At 54.4% G+C, this 20,677-nt stretch carries 23 protein-coding genes; 12 read left to right on the top strand and 11 right to left on the bottom strand.

Annotated features, from left to right (window positions below; genetic code table 11):
- Positions 1-129 precede the first annotated feature (129 nt).
- The 4 genes from WCK51_04255 (at position 130) to WCK51_04240 (ending at position 2,507) form a co-directional block, all read left to right on the top strand.
- Positions 130-351: a DUF167 domain-containing protein gene (locus tag WCK51_04255; protein ID MEI7576082.1), complete on the top strand. Its 222-nt coding sequence runs from the start codon at positions 130-132 to the stop codon at positions 349-351.
- Positions 320-685, top strand: a complete 366-nt coding sequence (locus tag WCK51_04250; protein MEI7576081.1) for a hypothetical protein — start codon at positions 320-322, stop codon at positions 683-685. Before WCK51_04255 ends, WCK51_04250 begins: the two co-directional genes overlap by 32 nt.
- 80 nt (positions 686-765) lie before the next feature.
- Positions 766-1,662, top strand: coding sequence for an FHA domain-containing protein (locus WCK51_04245; protein ID MEI7576080.1), 897 nt, complete (start codon positions 766-768; stop codon positions 1,660-1,662).
- A 20-nt stretch (positions 1,663-1,682) separates the two neighbouring features.
- Positions 1,683-2,507 (top strand): Stp1/IreP family PP2C-type Ser/Thr phosphatase, encoded by an 825-nt coding sequence (locus tag WCK51_04240; protein MEI7576079.1) that lies wholly within the window; start codon positions 1,683-1,685, stop codon positions 2,505-2,507.
- On the opposite strand, the gene WCK51_04235 is transcribed toward WCK51_04240, so the two are convergent.
- Entirely contained in the window at positions 2,504-2,836 is a 333-nt protein-coding gene (locus tag WCK51_04235; protein ID MEI7576078.1) for a type II toxin-antitoxin system RelE/ParE family toxin, read from the bottom strand. The two genes, WCK51_04240 and WCK51_04235, sit on opposite strands and share 4 nt — an antisense overlap.
- Positions 2,833-3,126, bottom strand: a complete 294-nt coding sequence (locus WCK51_04230; GenBank protein ID MEI7576077.1) for a type II toxin-antitoxin system Phd/YefM family antitoxin — start codon at positions 3,124-3,126, stop codon at positions 2,833-2,835. Before WCK51_04230 ends, WCK51_04235 begins: the two co-directional genes overlap by 4 nt.
- A gap of 123 nt (positions 3,127-3,249) precedes the next feature.
- Between WCK51_04230 and WCK51_04225 the strand changes: the two genes are divergently transcribed.
- Positions 3,250-3,684, top strand: a complete 435-nt coding sequence (locus WCK51_04225) for an Hsp20/alpha crystallin family protein (GenBank protein ID MEI7576076.1) — start codon at positions 3,250-3,252, stop codon at positions 3,682-3,684.
- Positions 3,685-3,741: 57 nt separating this feature from the next.
- Here the strand turns inward: WCK51_04225 and ssb are convergent, their stop codons facing one another.
- The gene (gene ssb / locus WCK51_04220; protein ID MEI7576075.1) at positions 3,742-4,155 is read right to left on the bottom strand and encodes a single-stranded DNA-binding protein; all 414 of its coding nucleotides are present in this window, start codon (positions 4,153-4,155) and stop codon (positions 3,742-3,744) included.
- Between the two features lie 6 nt (positions 4,156-4,161).
- The gene (gene rpsF, locus WCK51_04215; protein ID MEI7576074.1) at positions 4,162-4,497 is read right to left on the bottom strand and encodes a 30S ribosomal protein S6; all 336 of its coding nucleotides are present in this window, start codon (positions 4,495-4,497) and stop codon (positions 4,162-4,164) included.
- Positions 4,498-4,656: 159 nt separating this feature from the next.
- On the opposite strand from rpsF, the gene WCK51_04210 reads away from it, so the two are divergent.
- Positions 4,657-5,490 carry a PEP-CTERM sorting domain-containing protein gene (locus WCK51_04210; protein MEI7576073.1) on the top strand — a complete coding sequence of 278 codons (834 nt, stop codon included), beginning with the start codon at positions 4,657-4,659 and terminating at the stop codon, positions 5,488-5,490.
- Positions 5,491-5,543: 53 nt separating this feature from the next.
- Here the strand turns inward: WCK51_04210 and WCK51_04205 are convergent, their stop codons facing one another.
- Entirely contained in the window at positions 5,544-6,233 is a 690-nt protein-coding gene (locus WCK51_04205) for an HD domain-containing protein (GenBank protein ID MEI7576072.1), read from the bottom strand.
- 123 nt (positions 6,234-6,356) lie between these two features.
- Between WCK51_04205 and WCK51_04200 the strand changes: the two genes are divergently transcribed.
- Positions 6,357-7,310 (top strand): PEP-CTERM sorting domain-containing protein, encoded by a 954-nt coding sequence (locus tag WCK51_04200; protein ID MEI7576071.1) that lies wholly within the window; start codon positions 6,357-6,359, stop codon positions 7,308-7,310.
- A gap of 41 nt (positions 7,311-7,351) precedes the next feature.
- Here WCK51_04200 and WCK51_04195 read toward each other — a convergent pair whose 3' ends face one another.
- Both WCK51_04195 and WCK51_04190 read right to left on the bottom strand, forming a co-directional pair.
- Positions 7,352-7,945 carry a hypothetical protein gene (locus WCK51_04195; protein ID MEI7576070.1) on the bottom strand — a complete coding sequence of 198 codons (594 nt, stop codon included), beginning with the start codon at positions 7,943-7,945 and terminating at the stop codon, positions 7,352-7,354.
- A complete protein-coding gene (locus tag WCK51_04190; protein MEI7576069.1) occupies positions 7,942-10,164 on the bottom strand; it encodes a UvrD-helicase domain-containing protein in 2,223 nt (740 codons plus the stop codon). The genes WCK51_04195 and WCK51_04190 overlap by 4 nt, the downstream gene beginning before the upstream one ends.
- 110 nt (positions 10,165-10,274) lie before the next feature.
- On the opposite strand from WCK51_04190, the gene WCK51_04185 reads away from it, so the two are divergent.
- From WCK51_04185 to WCK51_04170, 4 genes are read left to right on the top strand one after another with little or no spacing between them, the layout of a single operon-like run.
- Positions 10,275-11,732, top strand: a complete 1,458-nt coding sequence (locus WCK51_04185) for a hypothetical protein (GenBank protein MEI7576068.1) — start codon at positions 10,275-10,277, stop codon at positions 11,730-11,732.
- A 3-nt stretch (positions 11,733-11,735) separates the two neighbouring features.
- The gene (gene tatC, locus WCK51_04180; protein ID MEI7576067.1) at positions 11,736-12,581 is read left to right on the top strand and encodes a twin-arginine translocase subunit TatC; all 846 of its coding nucleotides are present in this window, start codon (positions 11,736-11,738) and stop codon (positions 12,579-12,581) included.
- Positions 12,568-14,760 carry a DEAD/DEAH box helicase gene (locus tag WCK51_04175; protein ID MEI7576066.1) on the top strand — a complete coding sequence of 731 codons (2,193 nt, stop codon included), beginning with the start codon at positions 12,568-12,570 and terminating at the stop codon, positions 14,758-14,760. Before tatC ends, WCK51_04175 begins: the two co-directional genes overlap by 14 nt.
- Positions 14,757-15,527, top strand: a complete 771-nt coding sequence (locus WCK51_04170) for a hypothetical protein (protein MEI7576065.1) — start codon at positions 14,757-14,759, stop codon at positions 15,525-15,527. The genes WCK51_04175 and WCK51_04170 overlap by 4 nt, the downstream gene beginning before the upstream one ends.
- On the opposite strand, the gene WCK51_04165 is transcribed toward WCK51_04170, so the two are convergent.
- The 3 genes from WCK51_04165 to WCK51_04155 form a co-directional block, all read right to left on the bottom strand.
- Positions 15,466-16,113, bottom strand: a complete 648-nt coding sequence (locus WCK51_04165) for a hypothetical protein (protein MEI7576064.1) — start codon at positions 16,111-16,113, stop codon at positions 15,466-15,468. The two genes, WCK51_04170 and WCK51_04165, sit on opposite strands and share 62 nt — an antisense overlap.
- Positions 16,114-16,148: 35 nt before the next feature.
- Positions 16,149-16,832, bottom strand: coding sequence for a LuxR C-terminal-related transcriptional regulator (locus tag WCK51_04160; protein MEI7576063.1), 684 nt, complete (start codon positions 16,830-16,832; stop codon positions 16,149-16,151).
- Positions 16,833-16,902: 70 nt separating this feature from the next.
- Complete coding sequence (locus tag WCK51_04155; protein MEI7576062.1) at positions 16,903-18,777, bottom strand: hypothetical protein; 1,875 nt, start codon at positions 18,775-18,777, stop codon at positions 16,903-16,905.
- A 197-nt stretch (positions 18,778-18,974) separates the two neighbouring features.
- On the opposite strand from WCK51_04155, the gene WCK51_04150 reads away from it, so the two are divergent.
- Positions 18,975-20,141, top strand: coding sequence for a saccharopine dehydrogenase C-terminal domain-containing protein (locus WCK51_04150; GenBank protein ID MEI7576061.1), 1,167 nt, complete (start codon positions 18,975-18,977; stop codon positions 20,139-20,141).
- Positions 20,142-20,144: 3 nt separating this feature from the next.
- On the opposite strand, the gene WCK51_04145 is transcribed toward WCK51_04150, so the two are convergent.
- Positions 20,145-20,669, bottom strand: a complete 525-nt coding sequence (locus WCK51_04145; GenBank protein ID MEI7576060.1) for a hypothetical protein — start codon at positions 20,667-20,669, stop codon at positions 20,145-20,147.
- Positions 20,670-20,677 lie beyond the last annotated feature (8 nt).

Below are 20,677 nucleotides of genomic sequence, written 5' to 3'. Positions count from 1 at the left end.
CGCTTTCTTGTTCTCCTTAAGTGGCGGACCTAGTCAAAAACACTCTTGATTGTGGGATATCACTGATTCGTTCTCCGTACAGAAACGCCAAAATCTAGCAAGTCATCCAGGATTCCAACTCTTCCCTCCATGCTCATCCAAGTACGCCTCCAACCCAAATCGAGCCAGAATCGGCTGGAGCAGGATGGCGAGACCTACAAAGCCTGGGTTTCGGCCCCTCCAATCGACGGAGCGGCGAATGAGGCTTTGATCAAGCTCGTCGCGAAGCACTTCGGAGTTGCTCCGAGTAAGGTGGAAATTGTAAGGGGGCACACTTCGCGTGATAAAGTTCTTGAAGTCGATCAAAGCTAAAGCTCGTACCGCTGAAAGGGCCAAATTGCCAGTTGACATTCAGCGTTGGGAAGGCGTGTTTAAGAGCAACGAGTCGATAGTCGTCGAATTCTATTGCTTGGATTGCTTCACCTACGACACTCTAGAACTGGTTCTGAAGTCACCTACTTCAACCCTTGTGGCAAGTGAGGACAACCCCGGTTTCAAGGAACTGCTCGATCTCTGCAGTGCAGCATGGCCGCGTTTTTGGGATGATTACCAAGAATTGTCGACGACTGCGTTTAGCAAACGACAATTCGTCTACGTTCGCTCGCAAGGGCACGAAGGCTTTGAGTATGTCGCGTCCGAACCATGAGGCCAGCAACAGAAACTTCAGAAAACTCACCCTCCAACTAACCGATTCCGTAAAAATACCGAGAAAATAGATGTAGACCGATGAGCGACGCTAACCGAACCCAGATGCTGACCAGCGACCCGAACCGGACGGTGATGGGAAGCGCGCCGACACTCGACCCTAACAAGACCATCATGGGCTCGGCACCGACGATCAACGCCACAGTAACAATCAAGCCGATTCAGTGTCCAGTCTGCAAAACGTTCAATCCAGGTGGCGTGATGTTCTGCGTCGACTGCGGACTCATTTTTGATCGAGCCTTGGACGGTGATGCCTTCGGAGCACCGGCCGTTCAGGTTCCGATGCTCGTAGATATGAATGGCCGCGAGTACCCTCTCCGCCCAGGAACAACCGTAATTGGCCGCGAAGCCGATATTTCGCTGATGGACAGCAAAATCAGCCGACGGCACGGTCAGGTGACGAATACAGACGGAGTGCTCGTCTTCGAGGATCTGGGATCGACTAACGGTTCGAAGGTCAACGGCAACAAGGTCGCTGCTGGTGAAAAGGTCACTTTGAGCGGAGGCGACAAGATCAGTTTTGGTGGCTTTGAGGTTGCCATCCAACTCCCCGGAGGCCCAGGTGCAGGGGTGACACAGGCTTTTGGCGGCAACAAAACGGCGGCCATTAGCGTCGCACCACGAAAGGAAGTTGGTGCTGGCACTTTGAAGTGGAACGATCAGTTGTTCACTCTCAAGGCCGGAGTCAACACCCTCGGCCGCAAGAGCGACAAAGACATCTGCATCCCGGACCCCTATGTGTCTGGTTCTCATGCCACGGTGGAGATCGCCGAGGACGGCGTCTACGTCACAGATATCGGCTCGACCAACGGCACAATGATCAACGACAGCAAGCTGAACCCCAATATGAGAACGCTGATGGGCGAAGCCGACGTCATCCGAATCGGGGCGATTGAACTTACTGTCAGTTTGGCTTAGGTACTCTCGCTACACCGACCATGGACGAGATCACCGCTGAGTATGCCATTGCCGACCTTCTGCCGCAAGCGGAGCTGAAGGTTTTGGCGCACGTCAGCGTGGGTGCGAAGACGGATCTGGGCCGGGTTCGGGAGAACAACGAAGACAAGTTCGAGTTCTACATTCCCGACGACGAGCTTGTTTTGGCTTCGCGCGGGCAGGTTTTCGTCGTCTGTGATGGCATGGGCGGCCACGCTGCTGGCCAAATTGCTAGCGAACTCGCTTGCAAGACGTTTATTGACGTCTATCTCAGCCACCCCGGCTCCGACCCGAAAGAGGCTCTTGGCACCGCCATCCACGCCGCAAACCGATGGGTTTTCCTCACGGCTCGAGCTAACACGGCCCGGAAGGACATGGGCACAACCCTCTCAGCTCTGGTTCTTCTACAAGAAAAGGCCTACATTGTCCAGGTCGGCGACTCACGAATTTACCGGCTCCGCGATGGCGAACTCACCCAAATCACTGAAGACCACACGTTCGTGAACGAACTCGTCCGGCTCGGTACGATTTCGCCGGAAGACGCCATCAACCATCCGAAGAAGAACGTGATTACTCGAGCGGTAGGCGTTGAAGAAAACGTCGTCCCTGACTTCTTTGAGTTCGACATTGTCGAAGGTGATGTCTACTTCCTCTGCTCAGACGGGGTGATGAACCACGTTGACGACGAGGGGATTCATTCGATCCTCTCCTCGAACGGCCCGGCGGCGGCGGCTTGGAAGATGGTCGGTCAGGCCCTATTGGGCGGCGGAAGCGATAACACAACTGCGATGGTTCTGAGGGTTGAGCGGTTGGAAGTTCGGGACTAACCAGGAGGCTTGATCTGCCACGCTTCTAATTCGGGAAGTGCGCCGTGATAAATCCGCAATACGTGCACCACGTTTGTCTCTTCGCTGACGTGGAAAATCACTCGGTGGGAGTGATAGACAAACTGTCTCAATTCAATTTCGAACAATTCTTGTTCTGGAATTCGAGGGCACCGTCGTGGCAACTCTTGTAACGTGCGAATTTCCGCCAATAATCCAGCTAGCCACCGTTCAGCATTCACTCTCGAGTTCTCCCGACCGATGATGTAATCGACGTATCTCCGAACATCGTCTTTTGCGGAGTCTTGTTGGATGATCTTGTACGACTTCATTCGCCTCGGCCAAGTCCGTATTCCCGCCTAATGTCCGCAAAAGACTCTTCCAAAGGCTGACCCCGACCCGCCTTCATATCGGCGATTCCTTCGTTGACCGCTTTCACGAACCGCTCATGCTCAAGCGCATTGACCATCTCCTGATAGCTCTTCGCGTCGACCAAGACTGCTTCAGGTACCCCGTTTACGGTCAGCACTTCAGGCTGACCCGTCTCTTTGATTCGAGTCAGAAAGCTCTTGTAGTTCCGAACGAAGTCAGTGACGGGATGGATGCGAGTGAGATCGATCATACATAGAATTTACCATAGAATTCACTGCAAACTTGAAAATTATCTTGACACTGAAACACTCAGGTTATATGCTGGCGTATGTATCACATGAAGGCCCCGTGAAGGGGGCCCACTTGAGAAAACATGCACAACATCATCGCTATCAACCCACTTGAGGACATCCGACGATTCGAGGAGTCGTTCAACCGACTCTTCTCTGCCCCGGCTTCCGGCTCGACCTCGCACAGCATTCCCATCGACGTGACCGAGCAGGATGGCAAGGTCAGGATCCGAGCCGCCGTTCCGGGCATCTCGCCGGAGGAACTTGAGGTAACGGTCGAGAAAAACGTGCTGACCATCAAGGGCGAGCATCGGCACGAGGAACTTGCGGAAGACGGCAAAGTCTTCCGCCGCGAGAACGTCTATGGCGTCTTCCAACGCTCGATTCGGCTGGCAGAGAATCTCAATACCGAAGGCATCGAGGCCAGCTTCCGCCATGGAATGGTGACGATCACTATTCAGCGACGCGAGGAAGAGAAGCCAAAATCGCTCCGGATTCCGGTGACGACCGTAGTTTAAAGTAAAAAGCCTCGGGATAAGTTGTATCCCGAGGCATCATCGTCGGCGATTGCAGGCTTATTCGTCCGCAAACGGGTCGTACTCATCGGCAGCCGGAGCCGGGGCGTTAGAAGCAGCCCGGGGGGCAGAGGCTCCGCTACCGGCGGCATCGTCACGAGGGCGATCCAGGCCGTTGACGTTATCCGCAACGATTTCAACCGTCTCGCGGTTAGCGCCGCTTTGGTCGGTCCATTTGCGAGTGTCGAGCCGACCATCGACGGAGACTAACCGACCTTTCGTGAGGTAGGTGTTGACGTATTCAGCGGTTTGTCCCCAGGCGGTGACTCGGAAGAAATCGGCCTCGGTGCCGTCTTGCGCTTTCACGCGCTTATTGACGGCGATGGAGAACGAGACAACGCTTTTGCCGGTGGTGGTGGTTCGCATTTCGGGATCGCGAACCAGGCGGCCAATCAGGGTGACGCGGTTGAGCATGACTTCTTAAGCCTCGACTGCAGCAGCAGCGGCTTCGGCCGGAGCGGCGACTTCTTCTTGCTTGACGATGGTGTGGCGAAGAACGTCATCGCTGATGCGCATCAATCGGTTGAGCTCGGCAGGAACGGTGCCCGGAGCTTCGAAGTGCATGATGATGTAGTTGCCTTCTTTGATGTCGTCGATCTCGTAAGCGAACTTTCGCTTTTCCCAGAGTCCGGCCTTGGCGACGGTTCCACCGTTGTCGGTGACGACCTTGCTGAATCGGTCAGCGATCTTGGTGATGTCGGCATCCTTCAGCTCGGGTCGGACGATATAAAGTGCTTCGTAATTTCGATTAGCCATTGTTCTCCCTTAGGTCTATCGGCCCGGCTCAAAAAGGTCGGACAGAGAGGTGAACAGAGAGTATACCGCGTCGGGATTCTAGGGCAGACGAACCAGCAATGTTGCTAGATTCGACTTTTTTTCAACAATTCTCAAAGTTTGAGTGATATGTGAACTATAATGTTATCGCTCTTGATTGGCGATGGCACTGGTCGACGCGATATGGGAGTTTGGTTGGACATGAAAAAGATTCTTCTTACAGGGCTGCTGGTTGCTTCATTTAGTGCTGCTTTCGGTCAAAGCTACTTCACCGGATTCGAGGCAACTGAATCACCGACTTGGAACGCTTCGAGCTCTACTCCATGGCTTGGACCGTGGGGAACTTCGGTAAGCGGCTCGCCGGCTACAACTTTAGGTGTTGTGACCACTGCGACGGCCGTGACCCGTACTCCGGCCTTCACTGCGATTCAGGGCAGTCAGGTTGCAACGTATAACAACACGACTTCAAACGTCACCAACTACAGCATCGCCTCTGAAAACTTCAACGGCTTCACAGGCTATAGCAAATTCGGCGTTTCTTGGAAGCAGTACATCGACAGCGCAAACACCGGAACAGGCCGACAGTTTGGCTTCCAGATGCGGGGCGTCAACGCCTTGTTCATGATTGATAAGGCTGGGAACGTGATTGGCCAAAACTCGAGCTTCACGACTTCCACTCTCGGAACCATTACGCCCGTGAACGACCAGTGGATTGACATGGCCATCAACTTCGATGCCACCGTGGGAACCATGATTGGAACCATTAACGGGCAGAACTTCACGATTCAGTCCGGCATCTCGAACACCAGCAAAGTGAACGGTTTCAGCATTTTCACCCGAGGAGTGTCGAGCACCTCTAGCGCCGGCATTGGTCGAGTCTACTTCGACTCCGTCCAAGTCGTTCCTGAACCAGCATCCATGGCTGCGCTTGGTCTTGGCATTCTCGGACTTGCCCGACGACGACGCAAGAACTGACCTCCCAAAGAACAGAACCTTCAACGCCCAGCCAATCCGGCTGGGCGTTTTTGCTATTCGAGCAACGTCCCGTTGACACCTAGCTTGAAGTCGTAGCCGAACAGTTCTGCCGAGTGTCGGCACATCACCATTCGACTGAGGAAGATTTCGAAGTACTCCATCACGCTCGCCATGCTGGTGTCAATCTCGAGCACAAGTTGGATCGTACGAGCTTCGTTGTCCATCTCGACCCGACTCTTCTGCACAGCAGCGTTGACGCGGTCATGGATGTCATACGTTTCGATGATCGGGTTTTGCACACGGCTAAAGTGAACGTCGCTTTTGTCGGCGATGATCAGCGCAGCAGACATAGTGGAAATCGGTAAGCCGCTTGACTCTTCATGATTCCCAATCGCGCTGAGCACCGGGGCAATTTCGGCGGCGTCCATTCCCATTTCGTTGAGGATCACGAACGCTATGCTTGCGCCATGCATCGGGTGGTTGACGCGGTGGATGACGTTTCCGATGTCATGCAGGTAAGCGGCAATCTGGCCAAGTTCGATATCTCTTTCGCCTACCTTGAGATTATCGAGGATGTAACGGGTGATTGAGGAAACGACTCCAACATGGCGGTGCCCATGCTCGGTATAACCCATCGCTCTCATCACTTCATTCGCCCCGTCGATCAGCTTCTTGACCTTCGGGTTGGCCTTCACTTCTTTGAGAGTGACGGGTTTTGGGCTAAGGATTGAGATGTTTTCCATCAGGCTTAGGCTTTGTTGACGTATATTTTGCCAGTTATCGCACCTATGATAACGTTTTCGCGAAAACCTGTAGTAATATGTGAGGGTTGGGCATGGCTTTGCGTTGCCCTGATTGAAGGCACTATGAGAATTTTCACTCTATTGGCAGGCGTTTTCGTCTTGGGCTCAGTTGCGATGGCACAGCTGGTCGAGACAGAGAATAATGGGACAAAGGCGACAGCTAACTCCGGGAGCATCATTCCTGGAGGGACGATTACCGGAACCGCGACCGGTACGGACCTTGACTATTTCAATGTCGGATTAGGCAGTTCAGCACCCGCGATTTACCTGAATACATTCAGCCTCGCGTCCACTACGACGGGCCACACCGTTTCGCTCCGAGGCCTGTTTACCGATAACGGTGGACTCCCGATCGCTGGCGGCGATGTAAGCTTGCAAGTGGGTGCGGTCGCAGAATCGGGCACGGCTCGGATCAACCGGTTCTACACCTTCGGTGCGGCGACAAACATTTCCTACCGAGTATCTGGAACCAGCGCGACAACGGCGGCCTACACAACGACCTGGACCCAGACTGCGGTAACTCCTACTGTCATCTCCGGAACGTTCAACCCAGGTGCTTACACATTTAAGGACACGGGGACAGCTTTCGCCGAACTCTGGCTTTACGATGCCAACTTCAACCCTGTCAAAGGAAATCTCAGCGACTCCACCTTCTCTAACGCAGCCCAACTGAACGTAAATCTTGGAGCAGGAACCTATTACCTGTTCAGCGGATTCGATCGAGTCGCTAACAACCAGGCTATCGCGGCAGATGATTTCCGAGCGGCCAACGATGTCTACACCTCGGTGACCGATTCGGCTGGCGTCCTCGCTCAGGCGACCGGAACCCAGAATGCCAACCTGAACTTCAGTATGGCGTCACCAGGAAATTCTCTACTTAACCTCACGCGAACTAATGGATCGCTGAAATACACCGGCTCATGGTCCAGCTTCACCGTCGTTCCAGAGCCAGCATCCATGGCTGTTCTCGGACTCGGAATCCTTGGCCTCGCTCGACGTCGACGCTCGTCGAAGTAGGCACCACCCCTCTCAATAGCCCTTTGACAAACGTCAGAGGGCTATTCGTATTTGAGGAGGTCCATTGCGACGACCAGGTTGCCGTTCGTGCGCTGCTCTTGCTTGACGATCCCCTTTCCGCGCTCGAACCAGGTACGGATCTCCATCGTCGCCCCGCCGACCGAGAGTTCGAGGATGGTCTGGACGAGGTCAGCCTTGTTCCCTTCAAGCTTGGTCTGTCTTTGTCGGAGAGTCGCTCCACAAGGTCGGATTACCCCAAAGCTTTCCATCTTTCCTTTCCACGTGTGAGCCTGGCTGAATGCATCCCCCTGGCTCTTGCTCTTCGCTGGAATCTTGGCGGTATCCAGAATCGGAACGGGTACCGAGAATCGGCAGTTAGAAAACTCCGAGACAACGAGTTTAGAATCCTTCCACGCCATCCTTGACTCGCCCAGAGAGCCGACGAGCCGCCAGCCTTTGACCGAACCAACCGCGCTCGGTTCGACGACCCGCAGGGTCGAGATGTTGCGCTGGAACCCGGCGCGGACCTCATATCCCCACTCTTTACCCTTGGCGAGTGGCATGAATTGGCTTGAATCGCCACCACTGCAGCCGACTACCACAAAGACGGGGAGGATTAGAAACAGCTGTTTCATGCTTCGACCTTCTCCAATTTTGCCAGCTTCTGAACGAGCTTTTTGATTCCCGTGACGCCCGGAAAGGCAACCGTGACCTCAAAGTCGTCTTTGATTGGGTTGCAGGCTATGGTGACTCCGACGCCGAACTTAGCATGACGCACGCGGTCGCCGACTTGGAACGGGGCTTTGGCCGCGAAGTTCGGAGCGGGCTTGGGAGGATCGTTGACGATGTAGCCACCAGAGCGGGTCGGGGTAACGGTTCGGGAGGGACGCTCGAAGTTTCCGCCGTAGCCACCAGGTGCGGCGTCGCCGCGAAGGTCGAGGATGTCGGCGGGGATGTCGTCGATGAAGCGCGAACGCGCATTGAAATTGGGCATTCCGTAGAGTGACCTTCTGTGGGCGTGCGACAGGTGTAATTCTTCGCGGGCTCGGGTCATGCCGACGTAGCATAAGCGACGTTCCTCTTCCAGTTCAGAATCCGAGTAGAGCGAACGGGAGTGGGGGAACACGCCTTCCTCTAGTCCGGCGAGGAAGACCACGGGAAATTCGAGGCCCTTGGCACTGTGAAGGGTCATCAGAGTGACTGCGTTCGAGCTATCAACCAAGTTATCGATATCTGCGACCAGTGAGACGCTTTCGAGGAACATGCCTAGGTTAACCTCCTCAGCAGTCTCGTCGAACTGCGAAGTGACATTGAGCAGTTCTTGGAGGTTTTCCAGGCGCCCAATAGCTTCTTCGGAATGTTCAGCTTTGAGCGCGTCAAGATAGCCAGATCGGCTCATCAGGAGCCGGAGAACCGGTGTTACCGGCCCTTGCTCCATCATCTGCACAGCTTCCTCGATGGCATCAGAAAAGACTCGAACCGAGGACGCAGCCTTCTTCTGGAGCATCGACTGTACGCCTTGATCTTGCGAAGCCATGAACAGCGAGCACTGATTGACTGCGGCATACTGCTCCATCGCTTGGATGGCCGAGTTTCCGATGCCTCTTGTCGGCGTGTTGATGACCCGCCGGAAGCTGACGTCGTCGCGGGTGTTATAGACAAGTCTTAGGTAGGAGATCATATCCTTGATCTCTTTTCGTTCGTAGAACCGCTGTCCACCGATCAGCATGTGGGGGATACGATTGGTGAGAAAAGCTTCTTCAACCACGCGGCTTTGGGCGTTCGTTCGGTAGAGGATGGCGAAGTCTCGGAACTCGCGGCGGCCGAGACGCACGTCTCGGAGGACGTCGGAGGCGATATTCATCGCCTCGTCTTGCTCGGTGCCGGACATGGTGAGGGTGATCGGTGCTCCGGTGCCGTTTTCGGTCCACAGCTCCTTGCTAGCCCGGGATTTGTTCTTCTTGATGACCTCGTTGGCGCCGGTTAGGATGTTTTGGGTCGAACGGTAGTTGCGTTCAAGCTTGACGATTTTGGCGTCAGGATAGTCGCTGCCGAACTTGAGAATGAGGCTGACGTCGGCTCCGCGCCAACCATAGATTGACTGGTCGTCGTCACCAACGACGACGACGTTTCGGTGGTGCCCCGCCATAATGTGGACGATGTTGTATTGGGCAAGGTTGACGTCTTGGTACTCATCCACCATCACATGCTGGAATCGCCGTTGATACTTCTCGCGAACTTCTGCACGTTGTTCCAGAAGGCGATTGACATAATAAAGGATATCGTCGAAGTCGAGAGCGTTTGCTCTTTGCAAGGCTTCGTTGTAAGACTTGTAGATATCGCAGACAATTTGCTCGAAGAAGCCTGCGGCACGTTCTTTGTACTGTTCGGGGCTGAGCAACTTTTCTTTGGCTCTTGAAATCTCGTTGAGCACCGCCCTCGGCTGGATCGACTTGTCGTCGATGTTCTTCTTCTTAAAGATATCTTTGATGATCGAGAGTTGGTCGCCGTCGTCGTAGATGACGAAGTTTCGATCGATTCCGATCGCGGATCCGTCGATTCGTAGGATTCGGGCGCAGAGCGAGTGGAAGGTCCCGATCCACAGCCCCTTGGAGCGCTCCCCTACCAAAGGAGTAATGCGCTCTACCATCTCTTTGGCGGCCTTATTAGTAAAGGTGACCGCCAGGATGCACTGCGCAGGGACGCCCTCCTCGATCAGCCGCGCAATCCGATACGTGATAACTCGTGTCTTACCGGAACCTGCCCCAGCGAAGATAAGCAATGGCCCGCCGGGATGGACAACCGCCTCGTACTGCTCGGGATTAAGGGATGCCAGGTCGAACGCGGTGGTCATGGGCATAAAAATTATGAACTACCGCCAAGAAACTTGCGCGAAAACGTGACTTCCCGTTAGAATAGGGCGTCATACTCGTAAATTAGGGTTGGAGATTAAGTAGAGACGTGATGAAACGAGCAGTTTGGAGCATCATTTTTGGTGGAGCATCAGTTTTGGCATTTGGCCAAAGCTCCTTCACCATCGTTCGCCCGTTCGACGGGTCAAAGGTTCGCGAGACGATCAAAGTCTTGATGCCCAAGAGCAGCGTTCCCGAAGGGACTGGCTACGTTGGCGTGTTTCTCGACGGCAACTTCGTTGAGGCCATGACCCCCAAGCCATCGAAGGATGGCAAATACCTTGAGTACCCCCTGAACACCAAGGACATCGCCGACGGCTCGCACAAGCTCGAACTCAAGCTATACGTCGATTATAGTAGCCAACCTCGAATCGTTGATACAAGCTCCGTAGACATCGTCGTTGCAAACAAGTCAAGCATTGAAGTTCCCGAAGGTGGAATCAGTCTTCGCTATGCCTTCAATCCTGGCACGGAATCGATCTATCGTCTTGAGCAACGTCAAGTCGTCAACGTGATCAGCGAAAATGACCAAAAGAAGAGTGGAGACCGACCTTTCCAGATTTCTGAGGATGGAGAAGCCATCCGGTTGTTATATGCCTGCGATAACGCCTACTCCAACGGCGAAGGTCTGATGCGCCTACAAGTCCTCGCGGACAAGGGAGTCAACAATCGCGAATACGCCATGCTAACGACGACTGGAGCAACTGGTCCAAAGAAGTTCTATCCGGAAAACATGGCTCCGATCTACATGAGAATTACCTCGACCGGACGAGAAGTTTTTGGATCAGTTCCAGACTACTTTGGCTTTGAGGGCAATGTTGGTGCTGGAAATCGGCTCGGGCTCTACGCCTCCTTCCCACTTCCCGTGCTTCCTTCGAAGAACGTTCGTCCAGGAGACACTTGGCAAGCTGCATTCCAACAGGGCGCACTCGACCTCAACAAAAAGAGCGAGGTCAACACAGTTGTCAACACTTCGGTTGCGCGCGGCGAGTTTGTCGGAGTGGAATGGGAACAGGGACATCCGTGCGCTGTAATCAAGAACTCGATTGCGGCAGGAAGTCCGGTAAAGGCCAAAGTAGGCTCACAGTTCCAGGACATCGCCGATCGTAAGATTTCCGTTCAAGAGACGATCTGGTTCGCGCTCGATACCAAGAAGATTGTTCAGTATTACCGAGACATCACCACCGAAGGAAAAGGTGACTTTGGATTCACCGCAGGTGGAGGTGGCGCGCCAGCCGGCGGTGCACCCCCAGGTGGTGGAGGCGGTCGGGCGGGGGCAAAGGGTCCAGCTGACTTCTCCATGACAAAGGGTCGGCCTGACTCGCTCAGGCAGCAACGAGGCGGACGTCCCCCAGCAGGTGGTGGACCACCTGCCGGTGGTCGAGGCCCCCAAGGTGGACCTCCTCCTGGAGGAGCCGGTCCATTCGCAGGTGGACCTGGTGGCGACGGTGCTGCTCAAATGAGCTTCGTCCGAATCCGATCTCAATACATCTTCACGCTGGAAAAATAAAGGATGCTCAAGCGTCCAAACTGGAACTCCTCGGATCACGATCCTGAGGAGTTTCGGCTTTCCCTGGTTGGTCATCTTGAAGAACTGCGTAAGCGGATCATCCGCTCGTTAGGCTACTGCCTCGCAGGATTCGCGATTGGTTGGTTCCAGTTCCCTATCGTTTTTAATTTGCTCACAGACCGAGCAGCAACCGCTGTCAACAAGCAGCTGATTCCAAGAGGCAAGAAGTACGAAGAAATCATCCTGCACATGCCGGATGCATTCTTCTTGGTCTTCAAGGTGTCGGCATACGTCGGACTGATCATCGCGCTTCCGTTCATTGTTGTGGAACTATGGGGCTTCATTGCGCCCGGATTAAAACCTGCCGAACAAAAGCCGTTCAAAAGACTCGCTCCAGTCTCAGGATTCCTGTTTGTTCTCGGCGCGTTCTTCTGTTGGATGATTCTTCCAGAGGCGTTCAAGTGGTTTGCTTCCTACATCGACTACTTCCCCGGTGTGGATATCAAACAGGAAGCAGGTTCAATGGCGATGCTTTCGCTCAAGTCCTTGCTTGCCTTCGGTATCGGCTTCCAGCTCCCTCTGGTCGTCTATGTCCTTGGTGCCCTTAACTTGCTTTCCGCTCAGACTCTGATTAAGTACTGGCGACATGCCGCAGTTGCAATCTTTTTCCTAGCGGGTGCGATCACGCCGTCCAACGATCCTATTTCGATGCTCGCGATTGCGATCCCAATGACAGGGCTGTTTGCAATCAGCGTTTACGCAGTGAAGTTCACTCAGAAGGGCCGTCCACCAGAGGCGTTCCTTTGGTCCGAACCCGAGGAGCTTCCGGCGGGCAATGACTCCGTTTGAGCACGAGGTTCTATCCGATCAGATCGTCTTCACGCATGAAGTTCCCGCTCGGACAGCGGTGTTTGGCGAGTGGTCTCGGCTTGATCCCCGGCTTCTAGCCACGTTGCCCAACAGACCGTTCTCGCACCAAGCCGAGGCGGTATCGGCGGCTCGCAAAGGTCGCGATGTACTGGTCGTGACCGGCACGAACTCAGGGAAGTCACTCTGCTTTCAAGTGCCTGCGCTTGCAGCTTGTATGGAGGAGCCTCTTGCCCGGGCACTGTTTATCTACCCAACGAAAGCTCTCGCTCAAGACCAGGCAGCGCGGCTGACCAAGATGAGCCTCGATCTCGGGATTCGAGTTTCGACCTACGATGGCGACACCCCGAAATCTCACCGATCGTCGATCAGAAACCTCTCTCATATTGTTCTGACAAATCCCGATATGCTCCACACGGGGATATTGCCCACTCACGCGCATTGGACTAAGTTCTTAAAGGCGCTGCGCGTTATTGCGATTGATGAGCTTCACGCCTACCGCGGCGTGTTTGGTTCCCACGTCGCCCTGATACTGCGTCGGCTGCTACGGCTATGCGCGATGCACCACAACAGACCCCAGATTATCGCCGGATCGGCGACGATTGGAAATCCGGAAGAGCTCTTTGAGCGGCTCTGCGGTCGTTCACCGCTGGTGGTGGATCAGGACGGATCGCCTTCAGGAAAGAGATCCGTCATCTTTTTGAATCCTCCGCAGCTTCCCTCGGGGGAGCGGCTGAGTACGAACATTACAACTTCGGAGGTGGTATCTTCTTTTGTGGAAACCGGGGTCTCTACCCTGGCATTCAACAGGTCGCGGGTGGCGACAGAACTGGTGCTTCGGTATACGCGGAAGCGGCTGCCTGAGTCGCTTGCTAGCCAAGTAGAAAGCTACCGCGCAGGCTACACAGCCAAGGAGCGGCACCAGATTGAGCAAGATCTTTTGAAGGGTCGCTTGAAAGGGCTTTCAGCGACGAATGCGCTCGAGCTCGGAATCGACATCGGCTCGCTCGACGCCGTGGTTCTGAACGGATACCCCGGCTCTGTGGCCAGCTTTTGGCAACAAGCAGGACGCGCAGGACGCGGAGACCGTGATGGCCTGGCAATCTACGTTGCGGGCGATAACCCGCTAGAGCAGTATCTGCTTTCACATCCCGGGCGAATCTTGGACTCGAGATCAGAGAGTGTTTCGATTCAGCCATCGAATCGAGCTGTTTTATCCGCACAGCTACTCTGCGCAGCGCATGAACGACCGATTTCACCGTCTGAGTTATCGGAGTTTGTTGAAGGTGCTTTGGATGTTGCCGAAGAAATGGATCGAGCTGGCGAGCTGACCTTCTCAGGGGGACACTTCTACTATCCGGCCTACGATCCGCCAGCACTCAAAGTCAACATTCGTGGAGCCGGACGGGATTCCGTTACTCTGCGGGTAGGCCAGGAAGAAATCGGCTCGATGGAATACGAGCGAGCCTTGTCTCAGGCTCATACTGGTGCGATTTACCTCCATCGAGGCGAGCCATTTGAAGTCACCGAGCTCAACCTAGCGACCAAAAATGCAGAACTGGTTCGATTTAGTGGCAGTTACTACTCTCAAGCAAGAATTCAGTCGATGTTAGTTCCAAGATCTGCAGTTCAATCCAAAGCTGCTTTCCATCTGTCTGGATGCACCGTAACAGATTTAGTAGTTGCCTATGCAAAGAAGTCATTTGATGGTGACACTGTCCTAGACGTTGTTAACCTCGATCTACCCGAGGTGTCTTTTGACACCGTTTGTCTGCGTATTGACCTCCCATCGCTCGATCTCGATGAGACCCTGAATCAACAGATTGCCGGACTTCACGGTGCCGAACACGCCATTCTCGCGCTCGCACCGCTCTTCGCCGGATGCGACCGAGGTGATATCGGCTCGGCGTGGTTCACCCACTTCGTCGACACCGGAAATCCCGCCATCTTCCTCTTCGACCGCACTCCAGGAGGCGTAGGAATCGCAGAGCTTCTTTTCCAAAGGGCCGAAGAACTCGTGCACGCGGCGTATGAACAAGTCAAGAATTGCCCGTGCGAGTCGGGCTGCCCAAGCTGCTTGCTCCTGGCAGGATGCGAGGTAGGAAACGAGCAGTTGGACAAGACCGAGGCAGTGTCGCTCTTGCGGAGGCTGAGCTTGTGAGCTACCGGAGCTGGTTGAAGGACGTGAAGCACATGCAGGACCTGGGGTCGCATGTGTATTCGACGAACCAGGATTGGGAAACTCAGGAAAAGCGTGACAACACTTACCACGCACTGAAGGAGAATCCGGTAGTAGGATTGGAAGGCATCGCTCAGTACTTCTACGGGATGCTTCATGACGCTTATCTGTTGGGTTTCGAGCGTGCTGATCAAGAGTTCTCTGTCACGCTGGGAGATCTTTGGCTTGACGAGTTTTTGGAGCAGGTGGCGACTCTGGCTGGCGTAGACATTCCTGAAATCCAGAATCATGTCCTGATAACCTTCCACGACGTTGTCTACCAAACGACTCTTGCCGCAAGGGCAGACGGTGTCGTCCGATTCTATCGCTATGAGAAGCCATCAGGTCATGATTACCTGTACCGCGATTGGTTCTTCAGGCAGGACGGAAGACTTCAGTGGATTGCTGAGGTAGATGTCTCTGGACGAAGAGGGGGCAAACTGTCGGTGGGGCCATTCATCGTTGTTGACTGCGCGTCAGTTTCTGTTCATGACGAGCGAGAGTTTCGGGTTCGCGAGGCAGTGTCTGCCGAGCTCGCTCAGATGTGGAGCGAGTTTTGGGAAGACGCTCCGACGTTTAAGCGCGCTTGGCAACCTCTCGCAGACCAGACGTCCTTCGCAGAATATCTTCGAGAACGCGGTTGGTCCATCAGGCAGCTCTTCCCAGAGCGAGTTGAACCGGATAGCCCCGGCGCAATGCTTCGACCGTAGTCCGGGGTGTGATGAGCCTGATTTGCTCGTCAGAAAACATGGTCCCCCGTTGGCTGAGACCCTTCGAGTTGGGAATCACGAAAGTCTCAACATCCTGCTGAATCGACTCCACCCGCTGGTACCCATCAAAACTCCAACGATAAAGTCCGCCTTCGAAGACCAGGTAGGCAGTAAACAGCCAGCCAACCATCACCCCATTAGGAAGCGACAAAGGATCGAGCACAACCGGGCCATCAAGCAGTCGCTCTGAACTCAGTTGCGCATCCAAAGCCGCGACCGTTTTGAACCCAGCCAATCCAAGGAACTCCTTGGCCGCCGGGCGACGACATTCCATGCAAGGTCGGTGCCCAGCGGCGAGAGCAGTTGCCTCGTCCATAAAGAAAAGCTCAGTGTACTTGCCAGGTTGCAAAAGCGGGCGCCGGCGATTCTTAAACGAAAGCTCGCAGATAATCCAACGGTCTGTCCGCTGAAGCCACCTAATGTTCCCATGACGATCATGAATACATCCCCGGTTGCCAAACCACGCTCCACGCTGTGGAACAGCGTGGAGGAGCTTGAATGGGTCAACTCGGTTTTTGTAGGGCATCTTTTCCTTAGCCGCGCGAGTCGCAGGCTACGGGGCTAAGAACCCACTGGCTCAGGCGCATCCATGATCTTAGCTTCGTCAATGGCTCGAACAAAAACGGTGACAACCTGCCCCTGCGGGGTCTTCATCGCGCTCAATGTCGTCGCCGTCAGGAACTCGGAACCGTCCTTTCGCAGGGCAGGCGTCCCATAGTGATCCCCCATCCGCCGCTTGCTAGGATCAGCAAGATAGTGGCTTCGGTGTTGAGAGTGTAAACCGTGAAAACGCTTTGGAATCAGACAAGCGACGGCCTGATTAGCCAGTTCATGCGGGCCATAACCAAACAGCCTTTCAGCCTCTTCGTTGGCATATTCGATCTGACCGCCTTCGTTGACCAACAGGATCGCATCCGGCGCCGCGCTTAATACTCGCCGCAGCAACTCTGCCTTCCCACGAGCCTGATCGGCAGTCTTTGATTTCAATTCAAGTTCGGCTTGGAGGGCCTCGTTCTGCTTTCGCATCTCGTCGAGCGTCGCAGACGCCTTCTCTCGCATGTAGTTCGCAACGAGCTCCGTTCGAGAGTGATGACCGAGCTTTGTGCGGATGCGGCCCCAATATGTTCCGACCGTTGCCGCGCTAATCTCTAGTTTCTGAGCAATGCCAGCATCGGTAAGTCCTTTTGCGGCAAGTAGCATGATCTGCCTCTCACGTTTGCTCAGACTTTCTAAAGCATCGCTCATCTATATCGATGTTAGCAAAAAACCCCAGGCATTTCGATGCCTGGGGTGCTCGTTTTTCGATCCTACTGAATCATTCTTCGGGTGCATTCAAGGGGCAGACCGTTACTCCCGCCACTTTCTTGTCCTTCACAAAGATCCCAAAGTTCAGCCCCTGGAAGTAAATCCACTCTTCCATCGCGGCATTTCGGATGAGTTGGCGCGCCTGCCCGCTTCCTGAATCAAGGAACTTGTTAAAGTCCTCGATGGTCATTCCGACCGTGACCCGAAACGCCATGTCAACCTTACGATCCGCTGATCGCATTTCCACAAAAGCACCGGGGTTGTAGCTGGTCACGCGAATGACCTCGAGCGTCTTCACAAACTCGGGGGTTATTTTCCCGTCGTTCTTATCGTCCGGGTCGTACTGCTTGTCGGTAAGAATTGTGAAGTTTCCACCCTGCCAAACGAACTCCAGCATGCTCGAATACTTCTCGTTGTAGCTCCGAATCGCATCGAGAGCTCCGATACTTCGGTAGTACTTCTCAAACGGGTCAAGCATGAACACGGTCCGTCCTTGATCCGTCAGCGAGAAGGCCGTACAGATCGGAATCCCCTGCCGCTTAATCTCCTTTGTTGTGACTCCCAGCCTCTTCTTGAGGTCATCGAAGCTCTTTTGAACACTCGAATACCCGGTTGCACCTTGGCTCGTATTGCTCAAATAGGTGAACAAAACGTTGAGAGCAGTCTTAGCCTCGTCACCTTTAATCTTCGCCGGAAGCGGCTGAGCCCCCAGATTCGCTGCCAGAAAGGCGTTGAACCGGGTGGACTTCTTCTGCTCCCCAAACATCTTGTCGATTGCCGTCGCGACGTTGCCTTGTCGCTGGTAGCCGATCGCCAGGTTATTCACGATTCTCAGACGATCATCAGGAGTGACCGCAGTAGTCAGGGCCTTCTCGAGGGTCTTGATCCCTTCAGAGATCGATGCGGCTTTGCCATCTGGTTCCAGCACCAGCGCCAGGCCAAGAAGTTCGTTGGCTTCTTGTCTCGCGGTGATCTGTAGAGAAAGGATTCTAATTCTTTTCAGAGCTTCGGCATAGTTCAGCTGATCTTGATCCGTGATCTTGCCTGCCTTCCCTGGTCTCAAGGGCAACAGCAAAGAAGCCCCAAAATCCGGTTGGTACCAGACTTCTCGCATCACCGGATCTACGTTGTCATAGTAGAACATGAGCGCGGCTTGCGCCGCGTTGAACTTCGCTTCATAAAAGTCGGGGGCTTGCTCAGTAGCTAGGTCAAACTGCTCCTTTGCCTTGTTATAAGCTCGAACGTCCATGTAGGCCTCACCGGTGGTGAAAGACACCATCGATCGAAGGACCAAATTGTTCTTATCCACTGCCGCGGCCCGTCGCTGACAGTCAGCATGGTCTCCCATGACCTTCACACTTGCCGGAGCCGTTCGGGCGACTTCGCCGAGGCGGAGCAGCATATCCGTCATGTCTTTCCGCGAATATCCACATTTTTCGAGAACTGCTGCACCAGTCGCATCCGCCTCGTACTCCTTCTGACGGGTGTAGATGATGTCCAAATCGGCAGGGTTGTACCCGCCCCGCAAGTGGAGCTTGGAGAGGTGGGCCAGCTCATGAGCCACAACTGCCCTCACCAGTCGAACATCATTGTTCATCCACTTGAACAACCCCGTAAAAACGCGCATTCGAGCGAGGGGCTTTCCTTCTTTCTTCTTCTCATCTGGGTAGTACGCCGAAGCATTTGCGTTCACATCTGGATTCTCAATGACAAAACACTTCACCGGATACTGCAAAAGAGGATCTTCAGGAAGATACTTCGTCAGCTCGGCTACCATCTTCTCAAGGTCGGCAGTAGTGAATTGGGCTGATTGCCCTGCTACCGCCGAAGTACACATCAACAGAGCCAGTACTCCGGCTCCAAACATCGCAAAGGGCTTTTTCATTTTCTTGACCTCTCCACAGGGCACTCTTCGCTACCCGCATCCAGAGTTATCCAACGAACGTGTTTCAAACACGTTTCATGACAGGTTATCTTAACAGATGGTAAAGAACACGCCTAAGCCCCTGAAAATCAGGATAATTTGAACTAGAAACGCGCTCGCTTTGTCCCGCTACAAAGGCGTTGTAGGACCCCCAAAAAATGAAAGCTAAATACGTCATCCTCGGAGCAGGTATGCAAGGCACCGCCGCCGCATACGATCTCGCAAAATTCGCTGACGCCGAATCCATCACCCTCGCGGACATGAGCCTCGAACAGGCGCAAAAGGCTGCTGACCGGGTGAACAAGCTCGTCGGATCAACCGCCTGCGTCGCGGCTCAAGCGAACGCCAAGGATGAAGCTTCCTTGTCAGCTCTCCTGGCTGATGCCGACGTCTTGCTCTCGTGCGTTCCGTACTACATGCACCCCTCCATCGCCCGAGTCGCGATTGCAACCGGAACCTCGATGTGCGACCTTGGCGGAAACACCGACGTGACGATGGAGACGCTGGCCATGAACGATGCTGCGAAAGCCGCCGGTGTCAGCCTAGTCCCTGATTGCGGCCTAGCTCCGGGTTTGGTCAACTCTCTCGGTTGCTGGCTCATCGAGAATCTCGATACCACCGACTCCGTTAAGCTTTACTGCGGAGTGCTCCCCCAGAACCCCGTTCCGCCTCTCAACTACAAGGTCACTTTCAACGTCGAAGGTCTCGTAACCGAGTACGACTATCAAGCGGTTGTTCTCAGGAACAACGAAATCCAAATGGTTGATACGCTTACCGAGTTGGAGACACTTCATGTCGACGAGCTGGGCGAAATGGAAGCCTTTGTGACCTCCGGCGGGACGAGCATGGCACCGTACTCCTTCCAAGGCAAAGTGACCAACTACGAGTACAAAACCTTCCGCTTCCCTGGTCACTGCTACGCGATGCGCCTCTACAAGGATTTCGGATTCTGGCGCGAGGACGAGGTGGAAGTCAAAGGTGTTAAGGTACGCCCGAAAGACGTCTGGTGCCGAGTCTTTGGCGAAGAACTGATGAAGATCAAGGATCTCGATCAGTGCATCATTCGCGCGGTTGGCGTCGGAACCAAGGGTGGGAGTAAGAAGAAACTCCAGATCGATATTCACGACCGGCAATGCGAGACGACCGGCTTTACCAGCATGGAGCGCCTAACCGGCTTTTCGCTGGCGATCTACGCGATTGATGCCGCCAACGGCAAACTAGAAAAGGGCGCACTCCGATATGAGCTCGCCCTTTCTGGAACTCGCTTCGTGGAAGAGATCCAGAAGCGAGGAATTCATCTCAAGTTCAGCGAAGAAACGGCGTAAGCGTTACTTCGTCAACGAGAACAGCGCCTGGATGCGGAAACCGCTGAAGTTCACGTTTCCTGCATCCGGCATCAGCAGGTACTGTGCAGAGAGGGTAAATCGCTTGCTGAGCACAACACCAGCCTCAAGAGTGGTGATTGGGCGAACGTAGCGGTCCTGGGATGGAACCAGAGGTGCTCCGAGGCTAAAGTCGTAGTAAGCGACTCCGGCATTGGCTCGGAAATAGGTCATGGCGTTCGTGTCATTCCCGCGCTGCACCTCGAAACCATAGGTTGCTCCGATGGTCGAGAATCGGTTGCCCGGCGCACTCAAGCTCAGGCCAACGAAATCGAATCCTCCCCCTGCTCGACCCGCTCGGTCAGCTTGACCAAAGCCGAGCCCCCAGGCGAAAGCGTTGCTTCCGAAAACATCTCGGACAGCGGAATCGTTGGCGGAGTAAATTCCTGCACTAAGGGCGAGCTGTGCATTGGCTGCTCCCGCAAGTCCAAGAGTAGCCAAACCGAGGATGGCAAGTCGATTAATCTGCATCACAACAG

Source organism: Armatimonadota bacterium (assembly GCA_037138755.1).
In the GTDB taxonomy this organism is placed as follows: Bacteria; Armatimonadota; Fimbriimonadia; order Fimbriimonadales; family Fimbriimonadaceae; genus Fimbriimonas.
Note: the sequence above shows the minus strand (reverse complement) of the source record. Positions and strands in the feature narration are given on the sequence as shown.